The 23,395-nt window shown below is 60.1% G+C and carries 22 protein-coding genes; 5 read left to right on the plus strand and 17 right to left on the minus strand.

Translation table 11 applies throughout. From position 1 onward, the window contains the following. Positions 1 to 2,045 (plus strand): TonB-dependent receptor (locus tag OXI69_06005; protein ID MDE2665685.1); only part of this gene is annotated, 2,045 nt, incomplete at its 5' end. Positions 2,046 to 2,169: 124 nt separating this feature from the next. Here the strand turns inward: OXI69_06005 and OXI69_06010 are convergent. Both OXI69_06010 and OXI69_06015 read right to left on the minus strand, forming a co-directional pair. Then, on the minus strand, positions 2,170 to 3,150 hold the full coding sequence (locus OXI69_06010; GenBank protein MDE2665686.1) for a nucleoside hydrolase: 981 nt from the start codon (positions 3,148 to 3,150) through the stop codon (positions 2,170 to 2,172). A gap of 60 nt (positions 3,151 to 3,210) precedes the next feature. Beyond that, positions 3,211 to 4,989, minus strand: coding sequence for an SLC13 family permease (locus OXI69_06015; protein MDE2665687.1), 1,779 nt, complete (start codon positions 4,987 to 4,989; stop codon positions 3,211 to 3,213). A 296-nt stretch (positions 4,990 to 5,285) separates the two neighbouring features. Here OXI69_06015 and OXI69_06020 point away from each other — a divergent pair, with 296 nt between their 5' ends. Together OXI69_06020 and acnA are read left to right on the plus strand one after the other, a co-directional pair. After that, positions 5,286 to 6,032, plus strand: coding sequence for a hypothetical protein (locus OXI69_06020; protein MDE2665688.1), 747 nt, complete (start codon positions 5,286 to 5,288; stop codon positions 6,030 to 6,032). Positions 6,033 to 6,141: 109 nt separating this feature from the next. Further along, positions 6,142 to 8,838: an aconitate hydratase AcnA gene (gene acnA / locus OXI69_06025; protein MDE2665689.1), complete on the plus strand. Its 2,697-nt coding sequence runs from the start codon at positions 6,142 to 6,144 to the stop codon at positions 8,836 to 8,838. Positions 8,839 to 8,948: 110 nt separating this feature from the next. Here acnA and OXI69_06030 read toward each other — a convergent pair whose 3' ends face one another. From OXI69_06030 to OXI69_06055, 6 genes are all read right to left on the minus strand, one after another. Then, a complete protein-coding gene (locus OXI69_06030) occupies positions 8,949 to 9,683 on the minus strand; it encodes an outer-membrane lipoprotein carrier protein LolA (GenBank protein MDE2665690.1) in 735 nt (244 codons plus the stop codon). Between the two features lie 106 nt (positions 9,684 to 9,789). Continuing rightward, positions 9,790 to 10,197 carry a hypothetical protein gene (locus tag OXI69_06035; protein ID MDE2665691.1) on the minus strand — a complete coding sequence of 136 codons (408 nt, stop codon included), beginning with the start codon at positions 10,195 to 10,197 and terminating at the stop codon, positions 9,790 to 9,792. Between the two features lie 316 nt (positions 10,198 to 10,513). Then, the gene (locus OXI69_06040) at positions 10,514 to 11,233 is read right to left on the minus strand and encodes an ABC transporter ATP-binding protein (protein ID MDE2665692.1); all 720 of its coding nucleotides are present in this window, start codon (positions 11,231 to 11,233) and stop codon (positions 10,514 to 10,516) included. 174 nt (positions 11,234 to 11,407) lie between these two features. Beyond that, complete coding sequence (locus tag OXI69_06045; protein MDE2665693.1) at positions 11,408 to 12,514, minus strand: ABC transporter permease; 1,107 nt, start codon at positions 12,512 to 12,514, stop codon at positions 11,408 to 11,410. Between the two features lie 12 nt (positions 12,515 to 12,526). Further along, positions 12,527 to 13,426, minus strand: a complete 900-nt coding sequence (locus OXI69_06050) for an outer membrane lipoprotein-sorting protein (GenBank protein MDE2665694.1) — start codon at positions 13,424 to 13,426, stop codon at positions 12,527 to 12,529. 141 nt (positions 13,427 to 13,567) lie between these two features. Further along, a complete protein-coding gene (locus tag OXI69_06055) occupies positions 13,568 to 14,179 on the minus strand; it encodes a VTT domain-containing protein (GenBank protein ID MDE2665695.1) in 612 nt (203 codons plus the stop codon). Between the two features lie 140 nt (positions 14,180 to 14,319). Here OXI69_06055 and OXI69_06060 point away from each other — a divergent pair, with 140 nt between their 5' ends. Then, positions 14,320 to 14,679: a hypothetical protein gene (locus OXI69_06060; protein MDE2665696.1), complete on the plus strand. Its 360-nt coding sequence runs from the start codon at positions 14,320 to 14,322 to the stop codon at positions 14,677 to 14,679. 29 nt (positions 14,680 to 14,708) lie between these two features. Here OXI69_06060 and OXI69_06065 read toward each other — a convergent pair whose 3' ends face one another. The 3 genes from OXI69_06065 to OXI69_06075 form a co-directional block, all read right to left on the minus strand. Continuing rightward, positions 14,709 to 15,812, minus strand: coding sequence for a D-alanine--D-alanine ligase (locus OXI69_06065; GenBank protein ID MDE2665697.1), 1,104 nt, complete (start codon positions 15,810 to 15,812; stop codon positions 14,709 to 14,711). A gap of 263 nt (positions 15,813 to 16,075) precedes the next feature. Beyond that, the gene (gene asnS, locus OXI69_06070; protein MDE2665698.1) at positions 16,076 to 17,386 is read right to left on the minus strand and encodes an asparagine--tRNA ligase; all 1,311 of its coding nucleotides are present in this window, start codon (positions 17,384 to 17,386) and stop codon (positions 16,076 to 16,078) included. Next, a complete protein-coding gene (locus OXI69_06075; protein MDE2665699.1) occupies positions 17,386 to 18,240 on the minus strand; it encodes a sugar phosphate isomerase/epimerase in 855 nt (284 codons plus the stop codon). Before OXI69_06075 ends, asnS begins: the two co-directional genes overlap by 1 nt. Positions 18,241 to 18,264: 24 nt before the next feature. Here OXI69_06075 and OXI69_06080 point away from each other — a divergent pair, with 24 nt between their 5' ends. After that, complete coding sequence (locus tag OXI69_06080; GenBank protein MDE2665700.1) at positions 18,265 to 18,687, plus strand: RNA chaperone Hfq; 423 nt, start codon at positions 18,265 to 18,267, stop codon at positions 18,685 to 18,687. Between the two features lie 4 nt (positions 18,688 to 18,691). Here OXI69_06080 and OXI69_06085 read toward each other — a convergent pair whose 3' ends face one another. The 6 genes from OXI69_06085 to OXI69_06110 form a co-directional block, all read right to left on the minus strand. Continuing rightward, positions 18,692 to 19,054 (minus strand): hypothetical protein, encoded by a 363-nt coding sequence (locus OXI69_06085; GenBank protein ID MDE2665701.1) that lies wholly within the window; start codon positions 19,052 to 19,054, stop codon positions 18,692 to 18,694. A gap of 431 nt (positions 19,055 to 19,485) precedes the next feature. After that, positions 19,486 to 19,614 carry a hypothetical protein gene (locus OXI69_06090; GenBank protein ID MDE2665702.1) on the minus strand — a complete coding sequence of 43 codons (129 nt, stop codon included), beginning with the start codon at positions 19,612 to 19,614 and terminating at the stop codon, positions 19,486 to 19,488. A gap of 178 nt (positions 19,615 to 19,792) precedes the next feature. Beyond that, the gene (locus tag OXI69_06095) at positions 19,793 to 20,188 is read right to left on the minus strand and encodes a VOC family protein (protein ID MDE2665703.1); all 396 of its coding nucleotides are present in this window, start codon (positions 20,186 to 20,188) and stop codon (positions 19,793 to 19,795) included. Next, positions 20,185 to 20,475 carry a helix-turn-helix domain-containing protein gene (locus OXI69_06100; GenBank protein ID MDE2665704.1) on the minus strand — a complete coding sequence of 97 codons (291 nt, stop codon included), beginning with the start codon at positions 20,473 to 20,475 and terminating at the stop codon, positions 20,185 to 20,187. The genes OXI69_06095 and OXI69_06100 overlap by 4 nt, the downstream gene beginning before the upstream one ends. Positions 20,476 to 21,024: 549 nt before the next feature. After that, a complete protein-coding gene (locus OXI69_06105; protein ID MDE2665705.1) occupies positions 21,025 to 22,110 on the minus strand; it encodes a DUF933 domain-containing protein in 1,086 nt (361 codons plus the stop codon). Between the two features lie 306 nt (positions 22,111 to 22,416). Continuing rightward, on the minus strand, positions 22,417 to 23,190 hold the full coding sequence (locus OXI69_06110) for a hypothetical protein (protein ID MDE2665706.1): 774 nt from the start codon (positions 23,188 to 23,190) through the stop codon (positions 22,417 to 22,419). Between the last annotated feature and the right edge of the window lie 205 nt (positions 23,191 to 23,395).

Below are 23,395 nucleotides of genomic sequence, written 5' to 3' on the forward strand. Positions count from 1 at the left end.
TGTTCGAGCAAAACAGCGGGGTGTTTCCGTTCGGGGAGGAACGCCAGCAGTTCCTGGGGCGTGTGGACCACACGGTGGGGGATGGACACACGCTGTTCAGCCGGGTCAACTGGACCAGCCAGGACAGCGAGAATACGCAGTTCGGATCGCTGGTCTCCTACAGCCGCGGCCGGAACATCCACATCAACGATTTCGGGGTGGCACTGGGCAATACGCTGCTGATCAGTCCGGAGCTGGCCAGCGAAACCCTGGTGGGAGTCAACTATCACGACTCCGGCGTGTATCCGACCGACCCCTATGGCCCGTCGATCGACATCAACGGATTCGGCCTGTTCGGAAGAGACCTGATCATGCCGACCCGCGTCGTGGAACGGGCCGGCCAGGTGCGGCAGAATTTCACTCGAACTTCCGGCCCGCATACCTACAAGTTCGGGGTCGACGTCGGGGGCTCGCGTTTCAGCATCAGGTCGGAAACCTTTTTCGGAGGGCGCTTTCAGTTCGGCGAGGCTGTGCCTCTGTCCCTTATAGTCGATAACGCCATCGGCGGAGGGGGGGCGCAGCTCCTGCAGGGCGCTCTGACGGCGTTCGGACAGCCCCAGCTTGCAGCCGCGGTGGACGAACCGATCTCGTCCCTGCAGGCCTATGCCCTGGGGCTGCCGCTCATTTACCAGCAAGGCTTCGGCGAGCCCTACTGGATCGGATGGAAGAACTATTTCAACTTCTTCGCCGAAGCCTCCTGGCGCCTGAGACCCAATCTGCAACTGACGCTGGGCGGCCGTCACGAGTTCGAGGTTAAGACGCGGTTCCCGACCGACAAGAACAACTTGGCGCCCAGGTTGGGTTTCGCCTGGAGCCCCGATCCAAGGATGGTGGTACGCGGGGGCTTCGGCATTTACTACGCCAGGATCGAAAGCCAGATCACCTACATCCGGGACCTGCTGGGAGAGGCGGGTGATATCTTCCAGATATTCATCCCGCTGACCGGTTTATCCGGTATCAACAGCGCGCTGACCGGCGATCTGCTCACCTCGGCAGAGATCTACCAAACCGCCCTGCAGCGGGGCATCCTGGGGACTCGGACCATCACGCCTCAGGACCTGGCCATCCACGGGATCGATCCGGGACCGGGGCTTCCCCTGCGGGTGCAGTTCGATGTGGCCGACGACACCGTCAATCCCTATTCCCAGCAGGCCAGCCTCGAGATCCAGCGCGAGGTGGCCGACGGCTACACCGTCTCGCTGGGATACAACTTCAACCGGGGGGTGCACATCATCCGCCCCCTGGACACCAACGTCTACCAGGCGGGAACCAACGAGCTGGGACGCCCCATCGTGGGCTTTCACAATCCGCTGGTGCTGCAGAACAACATCTACGGCAGTTGGGCCAATTCCTCCTACCACGCCTTTATGGCCCAGTTCCGGAAACGCTTCTTCGACGGATTCACCCTCTCGGCCCACTACACCTGGAGCAAGACCATGGACGAGAACACCGACTACAACTCCTCGTTCCAGCCGCACTTGCAGTGGGACGCCAAGGCCGAGTGGGCCTTGTCTTCCTTCCACCGGAAACACAACTTCGTAGCCTACACCGTGGTGGATCTCCCCTGGAGATCGGGCTCCGGGGGCGGATTGGGTCACGCCCTCATCCGGGACTTCACGGTCTCGGCCATTGCCAGCGCCCGCTCGGGTGCTCCCTTCAATCTCAACTCGGGCTTCGACAACGTGGGCGACCGCCACAACGACACCCACCGTCCCTGGGGCGTAGGCCGCAACGTCGGCATGGGGCCCGACTTCTTCTCTTTCGATCTCCGGCTGAACCGGGAGATTCCGCTGACCGAGACCTGGACACTGGGGCTGATCGCCGAGGCCTTCAATCTGTTCAACCGCACCAACTTCAAGCACATCAACAGCACGGTCGGCGACGTGAGCATCGATGAGCTTCCCTCCCGGCTGGTGGGCCGCCGGGGACCGGTCACCGAGCCCTTCTCCTTCACGGCGGCATTCGATCCGAGGCAGTTCCAGTTGTCGCTCAGACTAAATTTCTAGCGGCTCGCAGGCTGAGCGGAACCAACACCCGTCGATTCAACGAGATTGGGGATACCCCTGGCAACTCAACGAGTCGAATCGTGGCGACCTGTGTCGCGATTTCGTTCTGAGGCCTGCCTTCTCCTCAACGCCCCCGCTTCAGGTCTTGCTGCAGCAGGCGGTCGACCAGACGCTTCAGGAACTCGTCGGTTTGAATCGACATGGCCACTCGGCTGTTGGGGGGACGGCTTTCGTCGATGACCGTGAATCCCTCGGCGGTGGTGCGGACGTGGGCGGCGCGGGTGCGAAACAGCTCCGGCCACAGAACCATGCCGATGGGAACGGGGTCGAAGAGGATGGGTGTTTCCCGCCCCCATAGGCGGTAGAGGGCCTGAAGCGCGTCGGTCAGGGGGGAACGGTGGGACCAGAGGGCGTGACGTTGCTCGGCCTTCAACTCGACGAAAGCGGTGACGTCCAGGCCGGCGTAGGTGATCGGGGACGTTGAGGACGACAGGCTGCGGGCCGAGGGGATATCGGCCCGCACGTTCCACTCGGCCGAAGGAACGGGGCTGCTGCCGTATCCCAGGTAGAAGGAACCGAACATGGAGTAGACCTGCTTGGCCAGTTGTAGCACCTCAGGGTCTTTTTGAAGCAGGTCAGCCAGGTTGGATACGGGACCGACGGATATCAGGGTGATCTGCCCTGGATGTCGGCGCAGTTGGTCGGCAATGAAGTCGGCAGCCGGTGTATCGATCGGTTCGAGCGCTGAAAAACCCTCCGCCCAGGAAAACTGCCTGGGATCGGGCCCTGTGATTTCCGGGTGACCCACCACCAGAGAGGTCGATCTGCCTAGGGCAACCGGGATCTCCTCGCGCCCGGTTTCGTAAAGGAGACGACAAGCCAGCCGGCCTCTCTCTTGGGTTTGGCCGTGTCCCAGAGTGATCCCCAAGATCTCGAATTCCGGACTGGCCAGCAGCAGCGCCAGGGCAAAGGCGTCGTCGACGTCGGAGCCCAGATCGGAGTCCAGGATGACCTTGATGGGCTCGGCCCGTGCGGTGGGTTGAATGATCATGGCCAAGAGTGCGAGGCACAGGAGGGCGGGAATTGACAGGGTTCGAATGGTCAATGTTGGCTCCCTATCGCTGCCGTGCAATCCGGCGGGGCGGGTCCCTCCAATGCAATCGGGTTAATTGAAGGGCCAGATGCGGGGGATCAACAGGGTGGCCGCGATCCAGCTGATGAGGCTCAGCCATGCTCCCACCTTGAAGTAATCGGTGAACCGGTATCCCCCGGGGCCGTACACCATGGTGTTGGTCTGATAGCCGATGGGCGTCAGGAAACTGCAAGAGGCGGCAAAGGCCACGCAAAAGGCAAAGGGCCGGGGATCCCAACCGCCCTGATGGGCAATGGAGATGGCGATAGGGGTCAACAAAGCCGCGGTGGCGTTGTTGGACATGATCTCGGTCATCCCCATGGTCAACAGGTAGAGCACGGCGATCAGCGCCACCGGTCCCAGGGCGCCGGACCACCCCACCAGGCTGTCGGCAATGAGGTTGGCCGTCCCGGTTTTTTCCATGGCCGTTCCCAGGGCAAGGGTTCCCCCGATCAGGATGACAATGCGCCAGTCCACGGCCAGGTAGGCCTGCCGGAGAGTCAGGCACCGGGTAAAGACCATCAGCAGGGCGCCCGTGAGGGCCGCCACCACGATGTCCAGTTTCTGGGAGGCCGCGGCGGCAATCACTCCCAGAAAGATCAGGACCGCGAGGGGCAGCTTGCTGAAGCGGAAATCGGAACCTTGAGATTCCTCCAGGATCAGCATGAAATCGGAGTCCTGCCTCAAGTTGCCCAGAATTGCCTTGTGCACCTGGACCAGCAGCATGTCTCCCACACGCAAGCGTACCCGCCCCAGCTTGTCCCGGATCTGGCTTCCGTGTCTTCGGATCGCCAGCGCCGTGGCCTGGTAGCGCTGCCGGAAGTTGGCTTCCTTCAGCGTCCGCCCGATCAGGAAAGAGTCGGGTGAAATGACGGCCTCGGCCAGGGTGATGTCTTCCGATTTCAGGTCGCGGTCGCTCAGCTTGACCTCAGCCAGGATGTCGACCCCTTCGGTATCGCGAATCTTGAGGATATTCTCCAGGTTCCCTTTCACGATCAGAATGTCGCCTCCGCTGAGCCGGATGTCCTGAAGGAACAAGCGGAGCTTCTCCTGGCCGCGCTGGATTTCCAGGACCTCGATGTCCAGCAGTTGGCTGAAATCGGTCTCTCGCAGGGTCTTGTCCAGCAGCGGGGAATCCGCCCGAATCACCAGCTCCGTCAGGTATTCGCGTAGCCGGTAACCCTCGGTGAGACTGGCTTCGGTGGGCCGGTAGGGGAGATTCCTCTGTCCGATGGCGAGCATGTAGACGGCTCCCAGGCCCAACAGGACCAGCCCCAGACCGGTGAACTCGAACATCTGGAGCGGAGGACTGGCCCCGGAAGCGTAGATGGTGCCGACGATGATGTTGGTCGAGGTGCCAATGTAGGTGCAGGCGCCGCCCAGGATGGCCGCGTAGGAGAGCGGAAGCAGCATTTTGGAGGGGCTCAGCTTCTTTTCCCTGGCAATATTCAGGACCAGGGGGATAAACATGGCCACCGCCGCCGTGTTGCTGATGAAGGCGGAAAGCAGGGCGACCACCGGGAAGATCACCGCCAATTGGCTGAACTCGGAGGATCCGCCCAGCGCCGAGACTTTCTGTCCCAGTTTCGCCACCGCCCCGGTTCGGAGAAGGCCGGCGCTCAGGACCATCATGGCCGCCACCGTGACCGGCGCCGGGTGGCTGAAGCCCGAGAATCCCTCGGCGGGGGTCAGCACCCCGGTCAGTATCAGTGACCCCACCACCAGCAGAGCCGTCAGGTCTATCGGGACCAGCTCGGTTACGAAAAGGACCAGGGCCAACAACAAGATGGCTGAGACAAGCAGTGTCTCCACGGTCGTTCTCCCCCGCTTCAAGGACGGGAGCGGTTCTCACCGTTCAAAGCGCTGCCCTCGGCGGGACTTGGGAATTTCCGCCGCCGTCCCGTGTTCTTCCACGGTCCGACGGCTTCACCGAAGCGGGAATCGGCGAGGCGCCGCGGTTGCGGCGTTATAATGCCACCATGGTCCGGAAATTGCTAATTTGGATCCTTCTGGTTCCGGTCTGCGGAAAGGGGGGCGACGGGAGAGCGGATGAGACCCCGACACCTGCGCGACTGGATGCGATTTTGAAGCAAGTGATCGAGAACCAGATGAAGAACGATCGAGCCCGCTACCGCTATTTGTACGAGGAAAAGGCAGTCGAGGACCGCTACGACTCCAGCGGAAACATCGAGAAGTCGGTTACCAGAATCTATCACTGGATTCACACCGAGTTGGAGTCCTTCTCCAAGCTGATTTCCATCAATGGCGCTCGTTACGACCGGCAGTATCTTCGAGCCCAGGACAACGCCATCCAGCGGTCCATCTCCGATGCCGAGCGGCTCTCTCCCCAAAAACGGAAGGCCACAATCGCCAGAACCCAGCGGGAACGTGACAGGCAAATGCAGACCGAAATCTTTCGCAACCTGTTGGCGGCTTTTCGTTTTGCTGTGACAGGCAGGGAACACGTGAATGGGTGGGAGACCCTGGTGCTGGACTTTGAGCCGCGAGCGGGCTTCGAGCCACCCTCCTTCCGTTCCGCCTTTCTGAGAAGTCTGAGCGGGAAGCTCTGGGTCACGAGGGAGTCCCACCAGCCGATTCGGTTGACGGGGAGGCTCGGCGAGGATGTCCGATTCGTGGGAGGCCTGTTCGGCAGTCTCGAGAAAGGCGCCACCATCACCCTGGAGCAGGCCGATATCGGCAACGGCCTCTGGCTCCCTACCTTTACCACCGTAACCTACCGGCGGAGCCTTCTCTTCAAAGGCACCCACCGCAGGGAGACCAGTCTGTTTCGCGACTACCGCCTGAATCCCGGAATCGGTCCCAGCGATCAGGTCGAGGTCGAGAGCCTGGACTGAGCCGAAGCCCCGATTGGACGCCCCCTGCGCCTCTTGACAGGTCGGCGGACCAGCGCATATTCTCGCGGCTGCAGTTGCGGACCAGGGTAAGCTATTGGGGCGGGGTACCGTGAGCCACAATCTCTACAACTCCTTTCAGGAATTCGGCCCGGGAAATGGCCGAACGGGGCGTTTCTATTCGCTGCCTCAATTGGAACGGCGGGGAATCGGCTCCATCTCCCGGCTGCCGGTCAGTCTCCGAATCGTTCTGGAATCCCTGCTCCGCAATTTTGACGGCAACAGGATCACGGAGCAGGATATTCATGCCCTGGCCAACTGGAAGGCCACCGGGACTCGCACGCGGGAAATCCCGTTTGTGGTGGCCCGCATCGTGCTCCAGGACTTCACCGGCGTCCCCCTGCTGGTCGATCTTGCCGCCATGAGATCCGCGGTGGCCCGAATGGGCGGACAGCCGAAACGGGTCGAACCCCTGGTCCCGGTGGACCTGGTGGTGGACCATTCCATACAGGTGGATTACTCGGGAAGCCCCCAGGCGCTGCAACTGAACATGGAGATGGAATTCCGGCGCAACCGGGCCCGCTATCAGTTCCTGAAGTGGGGAATGCAGGCCTTCGACCAGTTCAGAGTCATACCGCCCGGGGTGGGAATCGTGCATCAGGTCAACCTGGAATACCTGGCCCAGGGGGTTGTGGAAAAAGAAGGGATCTACTACCCGGATACCCTGGTGGGCACAGATTCCCACACCACCATGATCAATGGATTGGGGATCCTGGGCTGGGGGGTCGGGGGCATCGAGGCCGAAGCAGGAATGCTGGGGCAACCCGTTTACATATTGACTCCCGACGTGGTCGGGGTTCACCTGACCGGGAGTCTCCGCGAGGGGGTGACGGCCACCGACCTGGTTCTGAAGTGCACCGAGATGCTGCGGAAAGCCAAAGTGGTGGGAAAGTTCGTGGAATATTTCGGCGAGGGAGCGACCTCCCTGCCGGTAACCGACCGGGCCACCATCGCCAACATGGCTCCCGAGTATGGGGCAACCATCGGTTTCTTCCCGGTAGACGAGGAGACCTGCAGCTATCTCCTGGCAACCGGGAGGAGTGGCCAACAGGTGGAGGCATTTCGCAACTACTACAAGGCCCAGGGCCTCTTCGGTATTCCGCGCCAGAGAGACTGTGACTACACCCGGGTCCTGGAAGTGGACCTGGGGGAGATCCGGCCCTCGGTAGCCGGTCCCAGGCGTCCCCAGGACCGGCTTGAGCTCGACCAGCTCAAACCGAAGTTCCGGGAACTGCTGAGCCGGCCTCTCAGTGAGGGAGGATTTGAGCAGGAACCCTCTGCATTGAAAAAGCGTTACCCGCTGGGAACTCCATCCGGCGCCTCGGTTGTGGGCCATGGCGACGTGTTAATCGCGGCCATCACCTCCTGCACGAATACCTCCAATCCGGGAGTGATGCTGGCTGCCGGGCTGCTGGCCAGGAATGCCGTGGAGAAGGGCCTGAGCATAGGCCCCACCGTCAAGAGATCCCTGGCTCCAGGCTCTCGAGTGGTCTCCAGCTACCTGGAAAACACCGGATTGCAGCCCTACCTGGATCGGCTCGGCTTCAACCTGGTCGGCTACGGGTGCACCACCTGCATCGGCAATTCCGGTCCTCTAGATCCGGATATCGAACGGGTGGTGACCGGCAACGATCTGGTTGCCGCCAGCGTCCTGAGCGGCAACCGTAACTTCGAAGCCAGGGTCCACCCCAACATCAAGGCCAATTTCCTGATGAGTCCCCCCTTGGTGGTTGCCTTTGGGCTGGCCGGGCGCATCGATATCGATCTGTCCTCCGAACCCATCGGACGGGGCAGCGACGGGGAGGAGGTCTACCTCAAGGACATCTGGCCCAGCCTTCAGGAGGTGAGCGATCTGATGTCGGCGGCCTTCGACCCCGAGACCTTTCGCCGGATGTACGGGGACTCCACCGGTTCCAACGGCGGGTGGCAGGAGATCCCCGCCAGCCGGGGAGACCTTTTCGAGTGGGATTCCGATTCGACCTACATCCAGGAACCGCCCTTTTTTGAAGACTTCTCCCCCGGAGCCGGGGAGGTGGGGGATATCAAGGGCGCCCGTCCCCTGGCAATACTTGGGGACTCGGTGACTACCGACCATATCAGTCCGGCGGGGGCCATTGCACAGGCGTCTCCGGCCGGCGCCTACCTGGTGGAGCGTGGGGTTGCCGCCAGGGATTTCAACAGCTATGGCTCGCGCCGGGGCAATGACCGGGTCATGACTCGCGGCACCTTTGCCAACGTGCGCATCAAGAACCTGATGGTGCCGGGAATCGAGGGAGGTTTTACCCGCTACCAGCCGGACGGAAGCCGAATGACCATCTACGAGGCGGCGCTGCGCTACCGGGAGCAGGGCACTCCCCTCATCGTACTGGCCGGTCAGGAGTATGGAACCGGCAGTTCCCGCGACTGGGCGGCCAAGGGGACCCGGCTGCTGGGGGTCCGGGCCGTGGTCGCCCGGAGCTTCGAGCGCATCCATCGCAGCAACCTGGTGGGGATGGGAGTGCTGCCCTGCCAATTCCAGGAGGGAACCGGCGCCGATTCACTCCGCCTGGATGGCAGCGAAGTCTTCGACCTGGTTGGAATCGAGTCCGAGATCCAACCCCGGCAACAGGTCCATCTGGTGGTGCACCGGCCCGGCGGCCAGACCGAAACGGTCCCGGTTACGGTGCGCATCGATACACCGGTGGAAGTCGAATATTACCGCCACCAGGGCATCCTGCCCTACGTGCTGAGCGGATTGTTGACGACCTGACCCTGCTGTCAGGATGCAGGCGGCGAACAGCCGGCCGCCCGACTTCTCTCCAATCTCCGCCCTGCGCTCCTTGCAATTCCTGCCTGAGAACCCCCGCTGTGCAATACAAGTCAACGCGATGGGGGCAGTTTCTGTTCCATCCTTTCGAAATCCGGGGGGACCTTCAGCTTGAAGATCCGGTCCTGAAGGCCGGGATTGATTTCGACGTTGGACAGCAGGATGGTGTGGTAGTCGCCGCTGGCCTCGAAGATTCGTGTCTGGATGGGGATCCAATACTTGTGGTCCACCCACAGCTGGATCCGAGGGAACATGCCCTGGGTAGCGGTGGATCTGGGGTTGAGTTCCAGCAGAGAGGCCGCCCGGCTGTCGACCGGTTCCGTCTTGAGATGGCGGACGTCGTTGTCCCTGCGGATGCTTCGGCCGGAGCGGCCGATCCAGAACAGGGGCAACTTGGCCGTTGCCGAGCCATTGCCGGTGTCAACTTCCTGGTAGCGTTTGATTCGGGGCTCCAGAATGCTTACTTTCCCTTTTTCCAGAAGTATGATGCTGGGAACCGGCTCCTGATATTCAATCTTGAAGGCGCTTTTCCGGCGGCTCTTCTTGTAAAAAAGCTTGCCGGCTTTCTCAGCCACGTCCTCAACCACTATGGTCACCTTGGTCTGTTTCAGATCGGCAGTCAAGCTATTCAAGGTCTTGGCCCTGGCATCCATGCGATCCAGCACTCGCCTGGCCTCGGCCGACAGCTTGCTTTGTGCCAGTCCCTCTACCGCACCTGCAGACCCGACCGCCATCAGGATTGCAAGCGCCTGTGCCATGCGGGTCCGGTACCGGGTCTTACCTCTCATAGCATCTCCTGATCCGGTGATTCCACCGGGTGAGACCAACCGAGGATATAACACAGTCGTGGGGCATATCGGGGCGGTGGGTCTCAGACTCTTTGGACTGAACCGACTATTCGGGGTTGGGTTCGGTTGTGCTCACCCAAACGGAATGTCCGACCGTCTCTCCATTGCCGCTCACGACAGGTTTGATGTCGGCGACCACAAACGGTTGATTCAATATTTTCTCGATTTGGGTCCGGGCGGTGTGCATCAGACGGGTCTCATTCTGGCCGGCCGGGATCAGGCGAGCGCTGACGAAGAATACCCACTTGCCCTGCTCAAACCGGGTATAGGAGATGTCCTGCGGTCCCACTGGCGCCGCGGGAGTCGGGGTTGGGGCGGGTTGGTCGTGAAATACACTGCCGGGTGTGAGGAATACGAAGAGCAGAATTGCGGCGCACATGACGTCGTAAGGGAAGGTGCCGCGGTTGTAGGACCACAATACAACAGAACCCAGTCCTTCGAGGAAGCGTCCCATTAGACCCCGCCCTGACGTATTGCACCGAGCCGGCCGGTCGCCACCGAATCTGGCTGCGAAGATCGCTTGACGCCAGCCCGCATTTCTCACCAGGCCGCTGGAGGCATTACAAGAAGTAGATTATTCAGCACCTTGATTGGCACCATGTCAAGGGCTTGCGCATCACAGACGCCGCTGGGCATGCCCTGGCTTGTCCTTTTCCCTTCAGCGCGCACATGCTCCCTCGACCGTAGAAACCGCTACGCTCTTCGGTCGCGAGCACGCGCTGAAGGGGAAATTCCTGCGCCATGATCATGCCCCTGGTGAGAAATGCGGGCTAGAGAGACATGCGATCTTCGGCAGCGTTCCATTCGCCTTCCTGCTGCTGAGAAACGATCCTCCCGTCCCTCATCTCGATCAAACGGTTGGCGATGCCGGCGGCCTCCGGATTATGAGTGATCATGAGGATGGTTTGACTCAGGGCCCGGTTCAGTTCCTGAATCATCTTCAGCACCACCATCGAGTTCCGGGTGTCCAGGTTCCCGGTCGGTTCATCGGCCAGAAGGATAGCGGGTCTGTTGATGACGGCCCGGGCAATGGCCAATCGTTGCTGCTCCCCGCCCGAGAGCTCGGAGGGCTTGTGGTGAGTTTTCTTTTCCAGGCCCAGCAGGTTCAGGATCTCATCCACATGTTGCCGGTCTCGACTGCCGTTCCGATGAATCTCCTGAGCAATTTCCAGGTTTCCCTGGGCGCTCAGGGTGGGAAGCAGATTGAATCGCTGAAATACGAAACCGATCTTGCGACGGCGGATGTCCGTGCGAACGGCGTCCTTTCCCGAGGAGATTTCCTCTCCGTCCACCAGGACCCTGCCGGAGGTGGGTGTGGCCAACCCGCCCAATAGATGCAGCAATGTGGACTTGCCGCATCCTGAAGGACCCATGATGGCGATAAATTCTCCCTCCGGCACCTTGAGTGAGACCTCCCTGACAGCGGTGACCTCAATCCGGCCGGTCTTGAATATCTTGGTAAGTGCTATTGATTCCAGGATGGTCTTCATCGGAAAAGGCCTCTAAGTGCAACGGCATTATAGCTTAGGGACTGTCAGTTCTGAAGCCGGCACGGAAAAATATCGAAGCGGAGATCTCTCTGTACGGGCGGGGCAGGAGGTCTCCCGGGGTTGCGGTTGCGAACCTGAGACTCATCGGATCCGAGGCAGGACCTCACTATCCGCCTACTCATAGGCCAAGGCCTCGATAGGATCCTGCCTGGCAGCCCTCAGGGCCGGATAGAGGGCTCCCAAACTGGCGCTGAACAGCGCCAGCACCCCGGTGTAAAGGAGCCATTCCGGGGGAAGCTGATGTTGGAGGGTCGGCATCAACAACTGGAAAAAGAACCGGCCGCCGAAGGTCAGACCCAGTCCCAGCACGAAGCCCAGCCCCCCCAGCACCAGGGCTTCCTTCAGGAAGAGAAGCGAGATGTAGCCCTGGGGGGCTCCCAGTGACTTCAGAATGCCGATCTCGTGGGTGCGTTCGGTGGTGGCCGTGTACATGGAAAGGAAGATAATGAAAAACCCGATCAGCGTGGCAATGAACACCACCGTGCGGGTGAAAAATTTTATGGGTCCAAAGTCCCGGTTGGCTTCCTCGAGGTGGGCGGCGAAGCTGCTCATGTCAAATATGGGGTAGGACTTCAAACGGCCTTCCAGCTCGGCCTTGACCCCGGGAATATCGGACTTGTCATGACACTTGATCATCATCATGGTGGCTTGTCCGGGTGTGCCCACCAGTCGCTGCATGGTTCCAATGGGAATGAAGACTCGGGATCCCTTTCCGTGCTCGACAATGCCGGCAATGCGAAAGGAGCGATTCATCAGCGTGATTTCCTCCCCCAGCCGGAGCTCCCTTGCATCGGCGTAAATGTCGTCGATAATGACGTCGTCGGGTCCCTGAAAGCCCGTGCCTTCCCGATAGATGAACCCCTGTGTGATCCCGTTGAAGCTCTCCTGGTCAATGCCCCAGACGAGCCCCAGTCCGCCGCTGGTGTTGAGTTGGAGATATACGGGCGCCACAGCCTTCACCCCCTCGATCCCGGAAACCAGGTCGGCAATCTTGACCGACATGGCTCCGGTGCTGGCAGCCAGTACCAGAGAGGAGTTGGGCGGTTGCAGGACGATGTCGGCTCCCACTCCAGACATGCGTTTGCTGTTTTCCCGGATCATGCCCGTGGACAAGCCGACGAGCAGCAGAATCAATGCGACCTCCACCCCGACCGCCAGGGCGGTAGCCAGCGAACGCATCGGGCGGGAGACGACGTTGGACAGAATCAGTTGGGAGCTCACTCGGCAGATCCCTCAGTTCGCTGTTTCCGGCAGAGGGTCGCGGGTCAAGTCGACGACCTGGCGGACTGGTGATTTCCTGAGCACGAAGGCGGCAGCGGGCAGGTGGGGGTTGACCTGGATCTCCTGAGCCCGAATCTCCATCCGGTAGTCTTCCTGAGGCCTCTCTAGGCGAACCTGTCCCGGATAGACATGTCCGTCCACAGTGCGGAAATCGCTGTAGTGGATCTCGGATTCCAACCGGCCTCTCGGGGCGTATGCTTGCAGTCTCACGATGTTGAGGTCGAGCCGATCGAACCAGATCTTTCTTTTCAAGGCCAGACTTCCGTCGGAGGACCACTGGTGGCAGTACAGAAGGTAGAACTTCCTTCCGTCCTGCTGGTCTTCCTCCAGGGCAATCAAGGACGGGTCGGCACCCTCGAGCACCTGGACAGCCAGTGCGTCGAAGATGTGTTGGGGCCGAACGTTGACGGGAACGTCCTTGCGTGGGGGGATGACCTGTCGGTTGAGTCCTCGGATGAAGGTGTTCTTGCGAGGGACGTCGATCGAGAATTCCTTTCCATCCGACACCATGTCGATGGCCGTGACCTGAAACACCTGAACCCTGACCCGAATGTCGGCAGGCTTTCTCAGGAGAATGAATCCATCGGATTCACGCCACTCCTTGACCTCGCCCGTCTCGGGGTTGCGGCCGGTTAGCCGGTAGGAAACCTCGAGTTTCAAGGTTTGAATCGATTTCGATGCCTGGAGGGCCCTCTCAATCAACTCCGCCCTGGTGGCCGTCATGGCCGGCAGGGGAGCCTGAGGGGTAGGAACCCGGGCCGTCTGGCTCCTGCGAACCGGACTGCAACCGGATGAGGAGAAAGAAATGCTGGCGACGGCGAGGACGATCAGGGAGAGGCGGGAAAAAGACAATGGGTTACCTAACGTCGAGCCGTTTGCGAAATTCGTTGTGCAGCGCGGGGCTACCCCCCGAAAACTTTCTACCTGTCGAATTTTACAAAAGGCTCCTAACGTCTTTAATACGATTATGTTACCAAATCAGGTGGAATGAGGTCAACTGATTTGAGCGCGTCGAAACCGGCGAGCCAGCAGAAGAATGAGGCCCCCCGAAACCAACAAGGCCAGGATCACCCAGGCTATGGTGGGATAGTGATGTCTCATGTAGTAGAGAGCCTGCTGCCCGTATCTGACGGCCAGGTATCCTTGCAGAAAATAGCGAAATCCCCGACCCAGGGTGATGGCCAGAAGGAACTTGGCGGGGCTGACCTTGAAGATGCTGGCGCTCAGGACAAAGATCTTGAAGGGCGTGGGCGGAGGCAGGATTGAAGGAACGATCACGGCCAGAATGCCGTAGCGGCGATACCAGCCGCCAATTTGTTCCAGCCGGCGGGGCGCGAATTTCTTGCGAGCCAGGGCCTCGCCGCCCTTGCGTCCGACAAGATAGAGGATCATGCAGCCCAGAACGGAGCCGATCGTGGTCATGGAACAGAAGAAGAACATCTGGTCGGGGGACTGGATCGACCGGGTGATAATCAGGATGTCGTTTACTTCCGGAAGCGAGAGGAACGAGGAGTCGACCAGGGCGATCAGAAAAAGCCCCCACCCTCCCAGAGGTTCGGTCAGTGCCAGAAACCAGCCTTGGATCTTGAGCAAAACCTCTTTCACGGGACCCTCATCGGAGCATCGGATTTCGATCGGAATGCGGATTGGGACGACTGCCCGGCAGGAAACAAGTCCGAATTGACAAGACAGTCACGATACAGTTTACTCCACGGAGTCGTCACCCGAAGAAAAGGAGCCGGTTCATGAAAGCACAGCTTGGGTTGGCCTTTCTTGGAAGCGTGTTTCTGTTGGTCCTTTGCCATTCTCACCAGGGTCAGACCGTACCCACGATCTCCCCGAGTTTTTCCACCGCTACCAACTCCGCGGGCCGATCGGGGCTTTCCGCCGATCAAAGAGCCAAGATGAATTCGCGGAGGGTGCGGGATGCCTTTCAGAAGCTGAAAAGCGACTCGGAGAAGCTGGCGGAGGGATCCGCGCAGCTTAAGGAAATGGTTCAGAATTCCAGTCCCCATACCTACTCGATAGGAATCTTCAAGAAGGCTGAGGAACTCGAGAAACTGGCCAGAAAAATCAAGAAACGGGTCAAGCGGGGGTTCCCCTGAATTCAGGGCTAGTCCTCGGCGGCCCAGGCTCAATCGCCGTCAATCCGTCTGGACTGCCGTCGACGATGGCGTTCCAGAGCCAACTGGATTAGTCGGTCAATCAGCTCAGAGTAGGGCAGTCCGCTGGCCTGCCACAGCTTGGGGTACATGCTGATCGATGTGAATCCCGGTATCGTATTGATTTCATTGACATAGATGTCTTCCGTGGATTTTTCCAGGAAGAAATCGACTCTGGCCATTCCCCGGCACTCGAGCACCTGGAAGGACCTCAGCGCCATTTCCCGGATCTCTTCCACCTGGTCCGGCCGGAGCTTTGCGGGAACAACCAGTTCCGCGCTATCGTCCAGATATTTGGCCTGGTAGTCATAGAATCCCGAACGGGGGACGATTTCACCCGGGAGGGATGCTTGCGGATCGCTGTTCCCCAGCACCGAGCACTCGATCTCGCGTGCGTCCAGAGCCTTTTCCACGATGACCTTCCTGTCATACTCTCCCGCCAGAGCCAGAGCTTTCGAGAGCTCCTCCGCCCCTCCCGCTTTGCTGATCCCGATGGACGATCCCAGGTTGGCCGGTTTTACGAAGCAGGGATAACCCAGCTTGACAGCCACTTCCTGTTCCAGCTCCCGCTCCCGATTCATCCAGTGGTCCCATTGGAAGGCCAGGAAGGGAGCCGTAGGCAATCCCCCTTGCTGAAACAGGCGCTTCATCACGTCCTTGTCCATGGCCACGGCGGAACCCAGCACACCGGCGCCGACGTAGGGGACATTGGCCAGCTCAAGCAGGCCCTGGATGGTGCCGTCTTCTCCGAAGGGACCGTGTAGCACCGGAAAAACCACGTCGATCGAAGTCCGCCGGCCTGCCTGGGAGCCGGGAGTATCAACTTGAATCAACTGTCCCGAAGGGGTCGGCTCGGCAGGCAGGAGAACGGGGGCTCCCTGCTGCAGGATCTTGGTGAACTCCCCCTCCAGAAATCCCGGATCGGCGCGCCAGTACCCCTTTTTGGTGATTCCAATGGGGATGACGTCGTACTTGGCCCGATCGATGGCCGACAAAATCGAGGCCGCTGACCGCAACGAGACTTCATGTTCTCCGGACTTGCCGCCGAACAGCAAACCCACGGTAATCTTTTTCATTAGCTCGTCCCAACGACCCCTGTTTTGCTCTGTATCAACCGCCCAATCGAATGGGATGGCGGCGCGGCTAGGTGAAAAGTGAATAGTGGAGAGTGAAGAGCTATGTGATCGATACGCAAAGCATCTTGTCGGTCTCGGCGCAGTCCTTCGAGTAAGCGCAGTCAGGTCATCAGGCGCTTTCCCGTTCCCGACACCCTCGGCTGGCTCCATTCCACTCTCCACTTTTCAAACTTCAAACTTCACACTTCCCACTTCACACTTCACTACGGCGTAAGCCGATAAATGGTCCGGGGGAAGGGAATCGCCTCGCGGACGTGTTCCAGCCCGCAGATCCAGGCCACCACCCGTTCGATACCCATGCCGAAGCCCGAGTGAGGGAAGTTGCCGTATCGGCGCAGGTCCAGGTACCACTCGAAGGCCTCGGCCGGCAGGCGATGCTCCCGGATGCGCTGGCAGAGAAAATCCAGGTTGGTGGCCCTCTGTCCTCCACCGATGATCTCACCGTAGCCTTCCGGAGCCAGGACATCAGCCGAAAGCGCCACTTCCGGACGATTGGGGTCAGGCTCCATGTAAAAAGCCTTGGCCTCGGAAGGGTAGCGGTGAACCATCACCGGGCGGTCAAACTGCCGCGCCAAAAGGGTTTCGTCGGCTCCGCCCAGATCGCTGCCCCACTCGATGTTCGAGCCCTTGGATTTCAGGATGGACACGGCTTCATCGTAGGTGAGGCGGGGGAAGGGAGGGGCAATTCTCCGGAGCGGCTCCAATTCCCGGTTCAGGGTGGCCAGTTGGGAGTCGCAGTTGCCCAGCACCCGGCTGAGGATCTCCGATATGAGGTTTTCAGCCAGAGCCAGGATATCCTCCAGCGTGGCATGGCTGACTTCGGGCTCCACCATCCAGAATTCGGTGAGATGGCGGCGGGTCTTCGATTTCTCGGCCCGGAAGGTGGGACCGAAGGAGTAGACTTTACCGAAAGCCGCTGCCGCCGCCTCGTTGTAGAGCTGCCCCGATTGGGTCAGGTAAGCCTTCTCATCGAAATAGGGGACCTCGAACAGGGTCGTGGTGCCTTCACAGGCGGCCGGGGTAAAGATCGGGGTGTCGACCAGAGTAAACCCGCGCTGATCGAAGAAATTGCGGGTGGCTGCAATCACTTCGTGCCGGACCTTGAGGATGGCGTGCTGTCGGGATGACCGGAGCCACAGGTGGCGCTGGTCCAGCAAGAACTCGATGCCATGTTCCTTGGGGCTGATGGGAAAGGGCCGCTCCGCCGGAACCCGCTGGATGGTCTTCAAATCCGTGACCTCCATCTCGACTCCCCCGGGAGCCGTCTTGCCTTCAGGGACTCTTCGGACGATTCCGGTGACCTCCAGGGAAGACTCCTGGGTCAGATCCTTGGCCTGTTGGAATACATCGGGTGAAACCGCGTTCCTGAGGATGATCGCCTGCATCAGCCCGGTTCCGTCTCGCAGAACCAGGAAGATGATCCTTCCGCTCGATCGATGGTGGTACAGCCATCCTCGGATGGTCGCCGAATTTCCCTCGTGATGGGCTGCGTCCCGAATCGCGATTTCAGCCATCACTCCTCCTTCTCTACCGTTTTCCGCGCCGCCTCCCAACAGGCTTCCAGGCGGTCGCGGGCCTTTCGAGCCGACCTCAATGCAGTTGGGAAGTCCCTTTCACCCCCGCGAAACTCCAACAAGAAACAGCCGTCGTAGCCGGAGTCTGCCAAGCCCCGCAGAATTTCCGGCCAGGGAGCTGTTCCGGCAAACGGGGGCAGGTGTTCATCCCGGTGTCCATGGTTATCGTGGAGATGGGTGGTGAGGATCCACTTCCCGGCAGCCGTGATCTGGCTTGCCGGCGTGGATTCCAAGTGCGCGTGTCCGGCGTCGAAGCAGATCCCGACGCCTGTCAGGTCCGCTTCCTGCAGGAACCGGCCCATCCTCTCCAGAGAAAGTCTGTTGGGAATGTTCTCCAGTGTCAAGCGAACCCCGCGGTCTCCGGCAAACGGAACCAGGATCTCCAGACTCTGGTAGATGGCGTCCAGGTGCCGGGGGCGATATCGATCCTCTAATGCCCCCGCGTGTATCACACCCAGCGGACAGGGAACTCTCTCGGCGAATTCCAGCGCTCTACGGGCCTCGTCCACCGCCTGGGTCCTTCGGTGAGGTTCGGTGGCTGCAATGGAAAGCGGGGTTTGAATTCTGCCAGGCCGGTATTCCAGACAATGGGGCAGGTGCAGAGAGTGAAGAAAAGACTCCTGGTCCTGCAGCCAGTCGGCCACCTCGCGCCCGAGTTGGTTGTCTCGATAGTCGAAGTGAGGCCTCAAGGCCAGGATTTCCAACCGTTGAAAGCCTTGGCGACGCAGAGTCCTCAGCTTGTCCAGATCCAGTCGATCTTCGATGAACAGATAAGTGGAAATACCTGGCTGCATGGCGGTTCAAGGGCCGGAGGCGGAATGGGCGGACGTAGGCTGGAGGCGGGATCGAGAGAAGAGGACCTGGCCGCGCTTGCTCTGATCGACCAGGGATACTATCATCATTCAAGCTGGTCCGAGTCCGGATTGGGGCTCGGTGCCAGGGAGCATGCCTTGAACTTGAACAAGAAGAGCCGTCGCAAGAATGCCCCCGGTAGGTCCCGAGACGGGATCTCGGAGGCGATTCTTCGATCCCACCAGGTGGAAGACCAGACCCACGCCGAAACCCTCTACCTGAACAATCTGGTTCGCGACAAGAGGCGTGTCGTGGTGAAGCTGCTCAATAACGAAGAAATTGAGGGGTGGATTGAGTACTACGACAAGCGCTTTATCCGGGTGACCCGCAATCGCGAAGCCAACATGTTCATCTACAAGCACCAGATCAAGTATATCCGGGAACGCTGACCCATCATTGCAGGTCCGTCAAAATCCCGGGCAGACGGGCGGAGAATGCGGAACGGGGCAGGACCCAGCTGGCTCCGGCCTTGCGGGCTTCCTCGGCAAGCTCGGTCTGAACGTGGGAAAAGTAAGCCAGAATGGGAATAGCGTCCGGTCCGGGCGAGCCCCTGAGTTCCTGAATGGCGCGAACCGGCTCGGTCGTCCGACCATTGAGGTCGATGATGATGAGCTTGACATTCTCCGGGTCGGCGTTCCGGAGAAGTTCCCGGGGGGTCTTCAGGAGCCGGGCGGGGACGGAGCACATCCGGGCCGTGGAGGCGATTTTGCTCGAAAAGAAAAGATCGTCCACCAGTACCAGAACTTCATCAGGCATGACAGGTTCTCCGGTTATTGTTGCCCCCGCCCTGGTGGGCGGATCATACGAGAGTGAAACATCGAACATTCATGGCAAGTCCGCAACAAGGACCCTGTCCCCTTGATCCGGTTTTCCATATCTATTGATTGAACATGGATACGCAGGATCGACAGGATAGTCAGAACGGGACGCTGCGCATGGGCCGCAGTCTCTCAAATATAAACCACTAATTACAATGTACTTACTGCGGATCATCCCGTTGAATTTCCTTCATTGAATCCCTCTTTTCGAAAAGGAACCGGCTGTACGTTCCGGGACGTTGGCGGACCGTTAGCCAAGTATCGACCCTGAGTCCGAGGCCGTCAAGTGAAGTGGCAAGCTGCGCATACGGCGAAGCGGAACTCTCGGGTTATGTGCACCGCCGAGGCGTGCTGGTCGTGGCCAGCCGGTCACCTGCGGCCCGCCGTTTCCAGCGCCGGCCTCCTGGCAGGCTCGATGGCCATCCCGCTGGGGTCGCTGTGGAGGCAGCGAATCTGAATCAGGGACGAAAAGGGCGGAATTCGGTGTGCAATTGTCATTCCGAGATCGTGCCGAACGAGAGGAGGAGGTGCGTGGGACATCACGCCGCCGTTTCAGGTCGTGAGGACGCCGGAAACCCCCTGTCCCATTGGGGTTTTCAGGCAGCGCCTGAACCACAACGGCGAACACTCAGCCCTCTGAGAGGGCAGGCATTCAAGGCTGATCTGCTCACGATCGTCACGGTTGAGGCTTCTCCTCTACGATCTGGATCAAGTTGCCGCACGAATCGTCGAATACCGCGGCAATGACAGTCCCGAGGTCCGTTGGCGGCTGTACGAATCGAACCCCTCTTCCCAGGAGACGCTCGTGTTCGGCTTCGACGTCGTCGACCGCGAAGGAGGTCCAGGGGATACCGTCCTCCACGAGCGCTCTCTTGAACGGACGCACCGCGGGATGGACATCGGGCTCGAGCACCAACTGCGTCCCCTCTGGAGCTTCCTCGGATACCACCGTGATCCAGGCATGCTCTCCCAGGGGGATGTTGTGCTTCAGCTGGAAGCCAAGTGTTTCCGTGTAGAAGCGAAGTGCCTTCTGTTGGTCGTCTACCAGCACGCTGGCCAGGTGAATTCTCATCTCTCAAATGTCCTTTCATCCATCGAGATCGGCCAACGCTGCGCGATGGCCTTCAGCGGGCCGCCCTCGAACCAATGGAGCTTTGACCTCCCCTCCCGCCTCGTGCGAATCAGCCCGGCGGCCTCCAAGACGTCCAGGTGTTGCGTGATCGCCTGCCGCGAGGAGTTGATGCCGTGCTTCATGGTCAGGCGTGCGCAGAGTTCGAAGAGCGACTGACCTGATCGATCGACGAGTTCATCCAGGATGGCTCGCCGGGTTGAGTCAGCGATGGCGCGATACACGTCCACGAGACCAGTCCAAGGCAATGGTTCGCTTGCATGTCAGGGGCCTATGGTATGCAAGTGCGTGCTTGCATGTCAACTGTTCAACTTTACACCTGTCGGTAGCATGCGAAGTGACCGGTGTCGATAGCAGGTGAAGTGTCCACTTTGGGAGAAGCGGCACAGGATAGGCGTTTTGCCCAACCAGAACGGGGGGAGGGTGGCGCTATATCCGAGCCGCGCGGTAGAGCTGGCAATGAAGGTACAGGAAGCGGCCCTCGCCGAAGCGGGTTCCTTTGGCGACGGTGGAGAGGGTGTTGGGCGTGTATCGGGACAAGTACTGGGGTGGAACAGCAGGGACGCTTCTGCACGGGAAGCCGACTCCGGCAATGGTCGCGTGCGGATTAGCGGATGTCCAGGGCGGCAAGCCGGCCGTCTCCAGAAAAAAATCTTGTGCATCCTGTGCATCGATGTGAATCAATTATCTGCCCATCCTCGACTGTGAACCGGTTTCCAGCCACCAGGCGCCGGCGTTTGTTTCAGTCAAGGGGTGCATCGACTGCTTTCGCCCCCCGGTCAAGCGCTGTGCCGAAAATAAATCGTCTCGCCGTCCTGAACCGGATACTCCTTGCCCTCCAGTCGGAGTAGTCCTCGTTGTCGGGCGGCGGAAAGGGATTCGACCTCCAGCAGCACATCCCAGGGAATCACTTCAGCCCGGATAAAGCACCTTTCCATGTCGGAGTGGACAGCGCCGGCCGCCTTGAGAGCCGGTGTTCCCCCGGGGATAGTCCAGGCACGGCATTCCTCCTCCGACACGGTGAAAAAGGAAATCAGTCCAAGCAGTCGATAGGTGGTCCGAATCAACCGTACCAGACCCGGCTCGGCGAGCCCGTAGTCGGCCAGAAAGACCTCCACCTCCTCGTCGGCCAACTCCGCCAACTCCGCCTCCAGTTTGCCGCAGACGGCTGTCATGTCGACATTCGCCTGGCCCGCCAGGGTCTTGAGCCGGTAGAACTCGGCCAGGTGCGGGATTTGGGCGGCGGCACTGTCCGGGAGGTTGAGAACGTGAAGCACCGGTTTCTCCGACAGGAAGGAGAACCCCCGAAGGCGCTTTTTCTCCTCCCCACTCAGCCTGAGAGACCGAAGGGGCTTTTCCTGTTCCAGCCACTGCCGGCATTTTCGAAGCAGCGCATCTTCCCCGATCAAATCCGGATTCTTCATTTTCTTGAGATCCTTTTGCAGGCGTTCCAGCCGCCTTTCAATCACGGTCAGGTCGCCCAGGATGAGTTCCAGATCCAGTTCGGTGATGTTCCCTTCCGGAAGACCAGGGACCTCGCCCTGAGGCAACGGGTCCTGGTCGAAGGCTCGAACCACGTGCACCAGTACATCCAGGTTGCGGAAGTCTCCCAACCGGATCTCCGGAGCGGCAGCGCCTCTGTTAAAGGAAGGGACGTCCAGGAATTCAATCACCGCCGGGGTGGTTTTTCTTGGCCGGAAAAGAGCCGACAGCCGGTCGAGGCGTGAATCGGGGACGGTAGCCACGCCAACCGCCGAGCCTCCGCGCTTGCGGGATTGAGCCGCGGGACCGATGTCTGCCTTGGTCAGGATCTTGAAGAGGGTGGACTTGCCCGCCGAAGGGAACCCGATAATTCCGGCTTTCACCAAGAGACTCCCTGGCCCGCCGTGCTGTGGCGGGGGCGCACTGATTCGACCGACAGCCCGCATTTCTCACCAGGCCGCTGAGCATGCGGTAGAAAAGTGTTCGTCTTTAACGTCTTGCAGCGCTTCTTTTGGAGTCTTCAGTGTACTCACTGTGCTGGGCGTGCCCTGGCTTGTCCTTTTCCCCTCAGCGCATCCATGCTCGCTCGACCGTAGTGACCGCTACGCTCTTCGCTCCCGAGCACGCGCTGAGGGAAAAATGCCTGCGCCATGATCACGCCCCCTGGTGAGAAATGCGGGCTTGCCCGCTCACACCAGGCCCAGGGTCAATACCTTGACCAAAACTCTCAGGAAGGACTTCCAAGGCGACCTTCCGGCGGGACGGGAGGAGCCGTAAGCTGATGCTCCCGGACCATTCCGCTCTCGGAAAGGCAGCGAACCGACACACTGGCAATCCCGGAAATATTCCGGGGACAGGATTCGGCCGGGCGTCACTCTCATCCCTGGCCCCGGGGGCACGGTGAGAGCCTGGGAGCTGTCCTGGCCGGTGATTTCCAAAAGGCCCCGGTCGGACTGCACACAGATGGTCCCATCGGGCTCCAGCGTGATCTCGCCCCGGCAGGTGTCCGACTCAAGTTGTGGGTCCGGACCCACTCTGATCAGGAAGTCGGGTGTCAGGAACAGGTCACCCTGGGAATCCGGAAAATCATAGGCCACGCTCCCGCCGTGCAGGGTGAGGAGGAAGGGAGACCGCGGCTGCTGAATCGTCAAGTCCGTGTCCCGACAGAGATCGATTCGCCCTCCCGCCAGAAGTTCCAGATTGGCTTTGCCGCTCTTGCTACGGATCCTGGTTCCGTCGTAAATCATGGGGAAAGGGGACCGTCCACCCCGCCCCCAGTCGACCCGGCCGGTCAGTTGCAGAGTGCCCTTGGAAGTCAAGAAGCCCACCGGGAATTTGCCCGCCTGGTTTGACCGGGTCAAGGGATGGCCCGAGGAGATCATGGTTGCCGCGCAGAGCAGAACCAGGCATGCCCCGGCAATCCACCAGGAACCGGCCCAGTTGGTAATCAAACGGGAAATCATGTCGGAATCTGCCTTGCCCCGATCACTCCTCCGAGGCAAAACCGGGATTGCAGGCAGGCGGTTTCCTCCACGGAACAGTCACGCCCAAGCCTGCCATCAGACTAGCAGAAAAAAGTTCAACCCCAACAAATAAACTGCTTGACTCCGCCGTCGGAACCCGTAGACTTGTGTGGAGTAAAGTGGACTAGAAAAGACTTTTGTGGTC

Source organism: Acidobacteriota bacterium (assembly GCA_028875575.1).
In the GTDB taxonomy this organism is placed as follows: Bacteria; Acidobacteriota; Terriglobia; order Versatilivoradales; family Versatilivoraceae; genus Versatilivorator.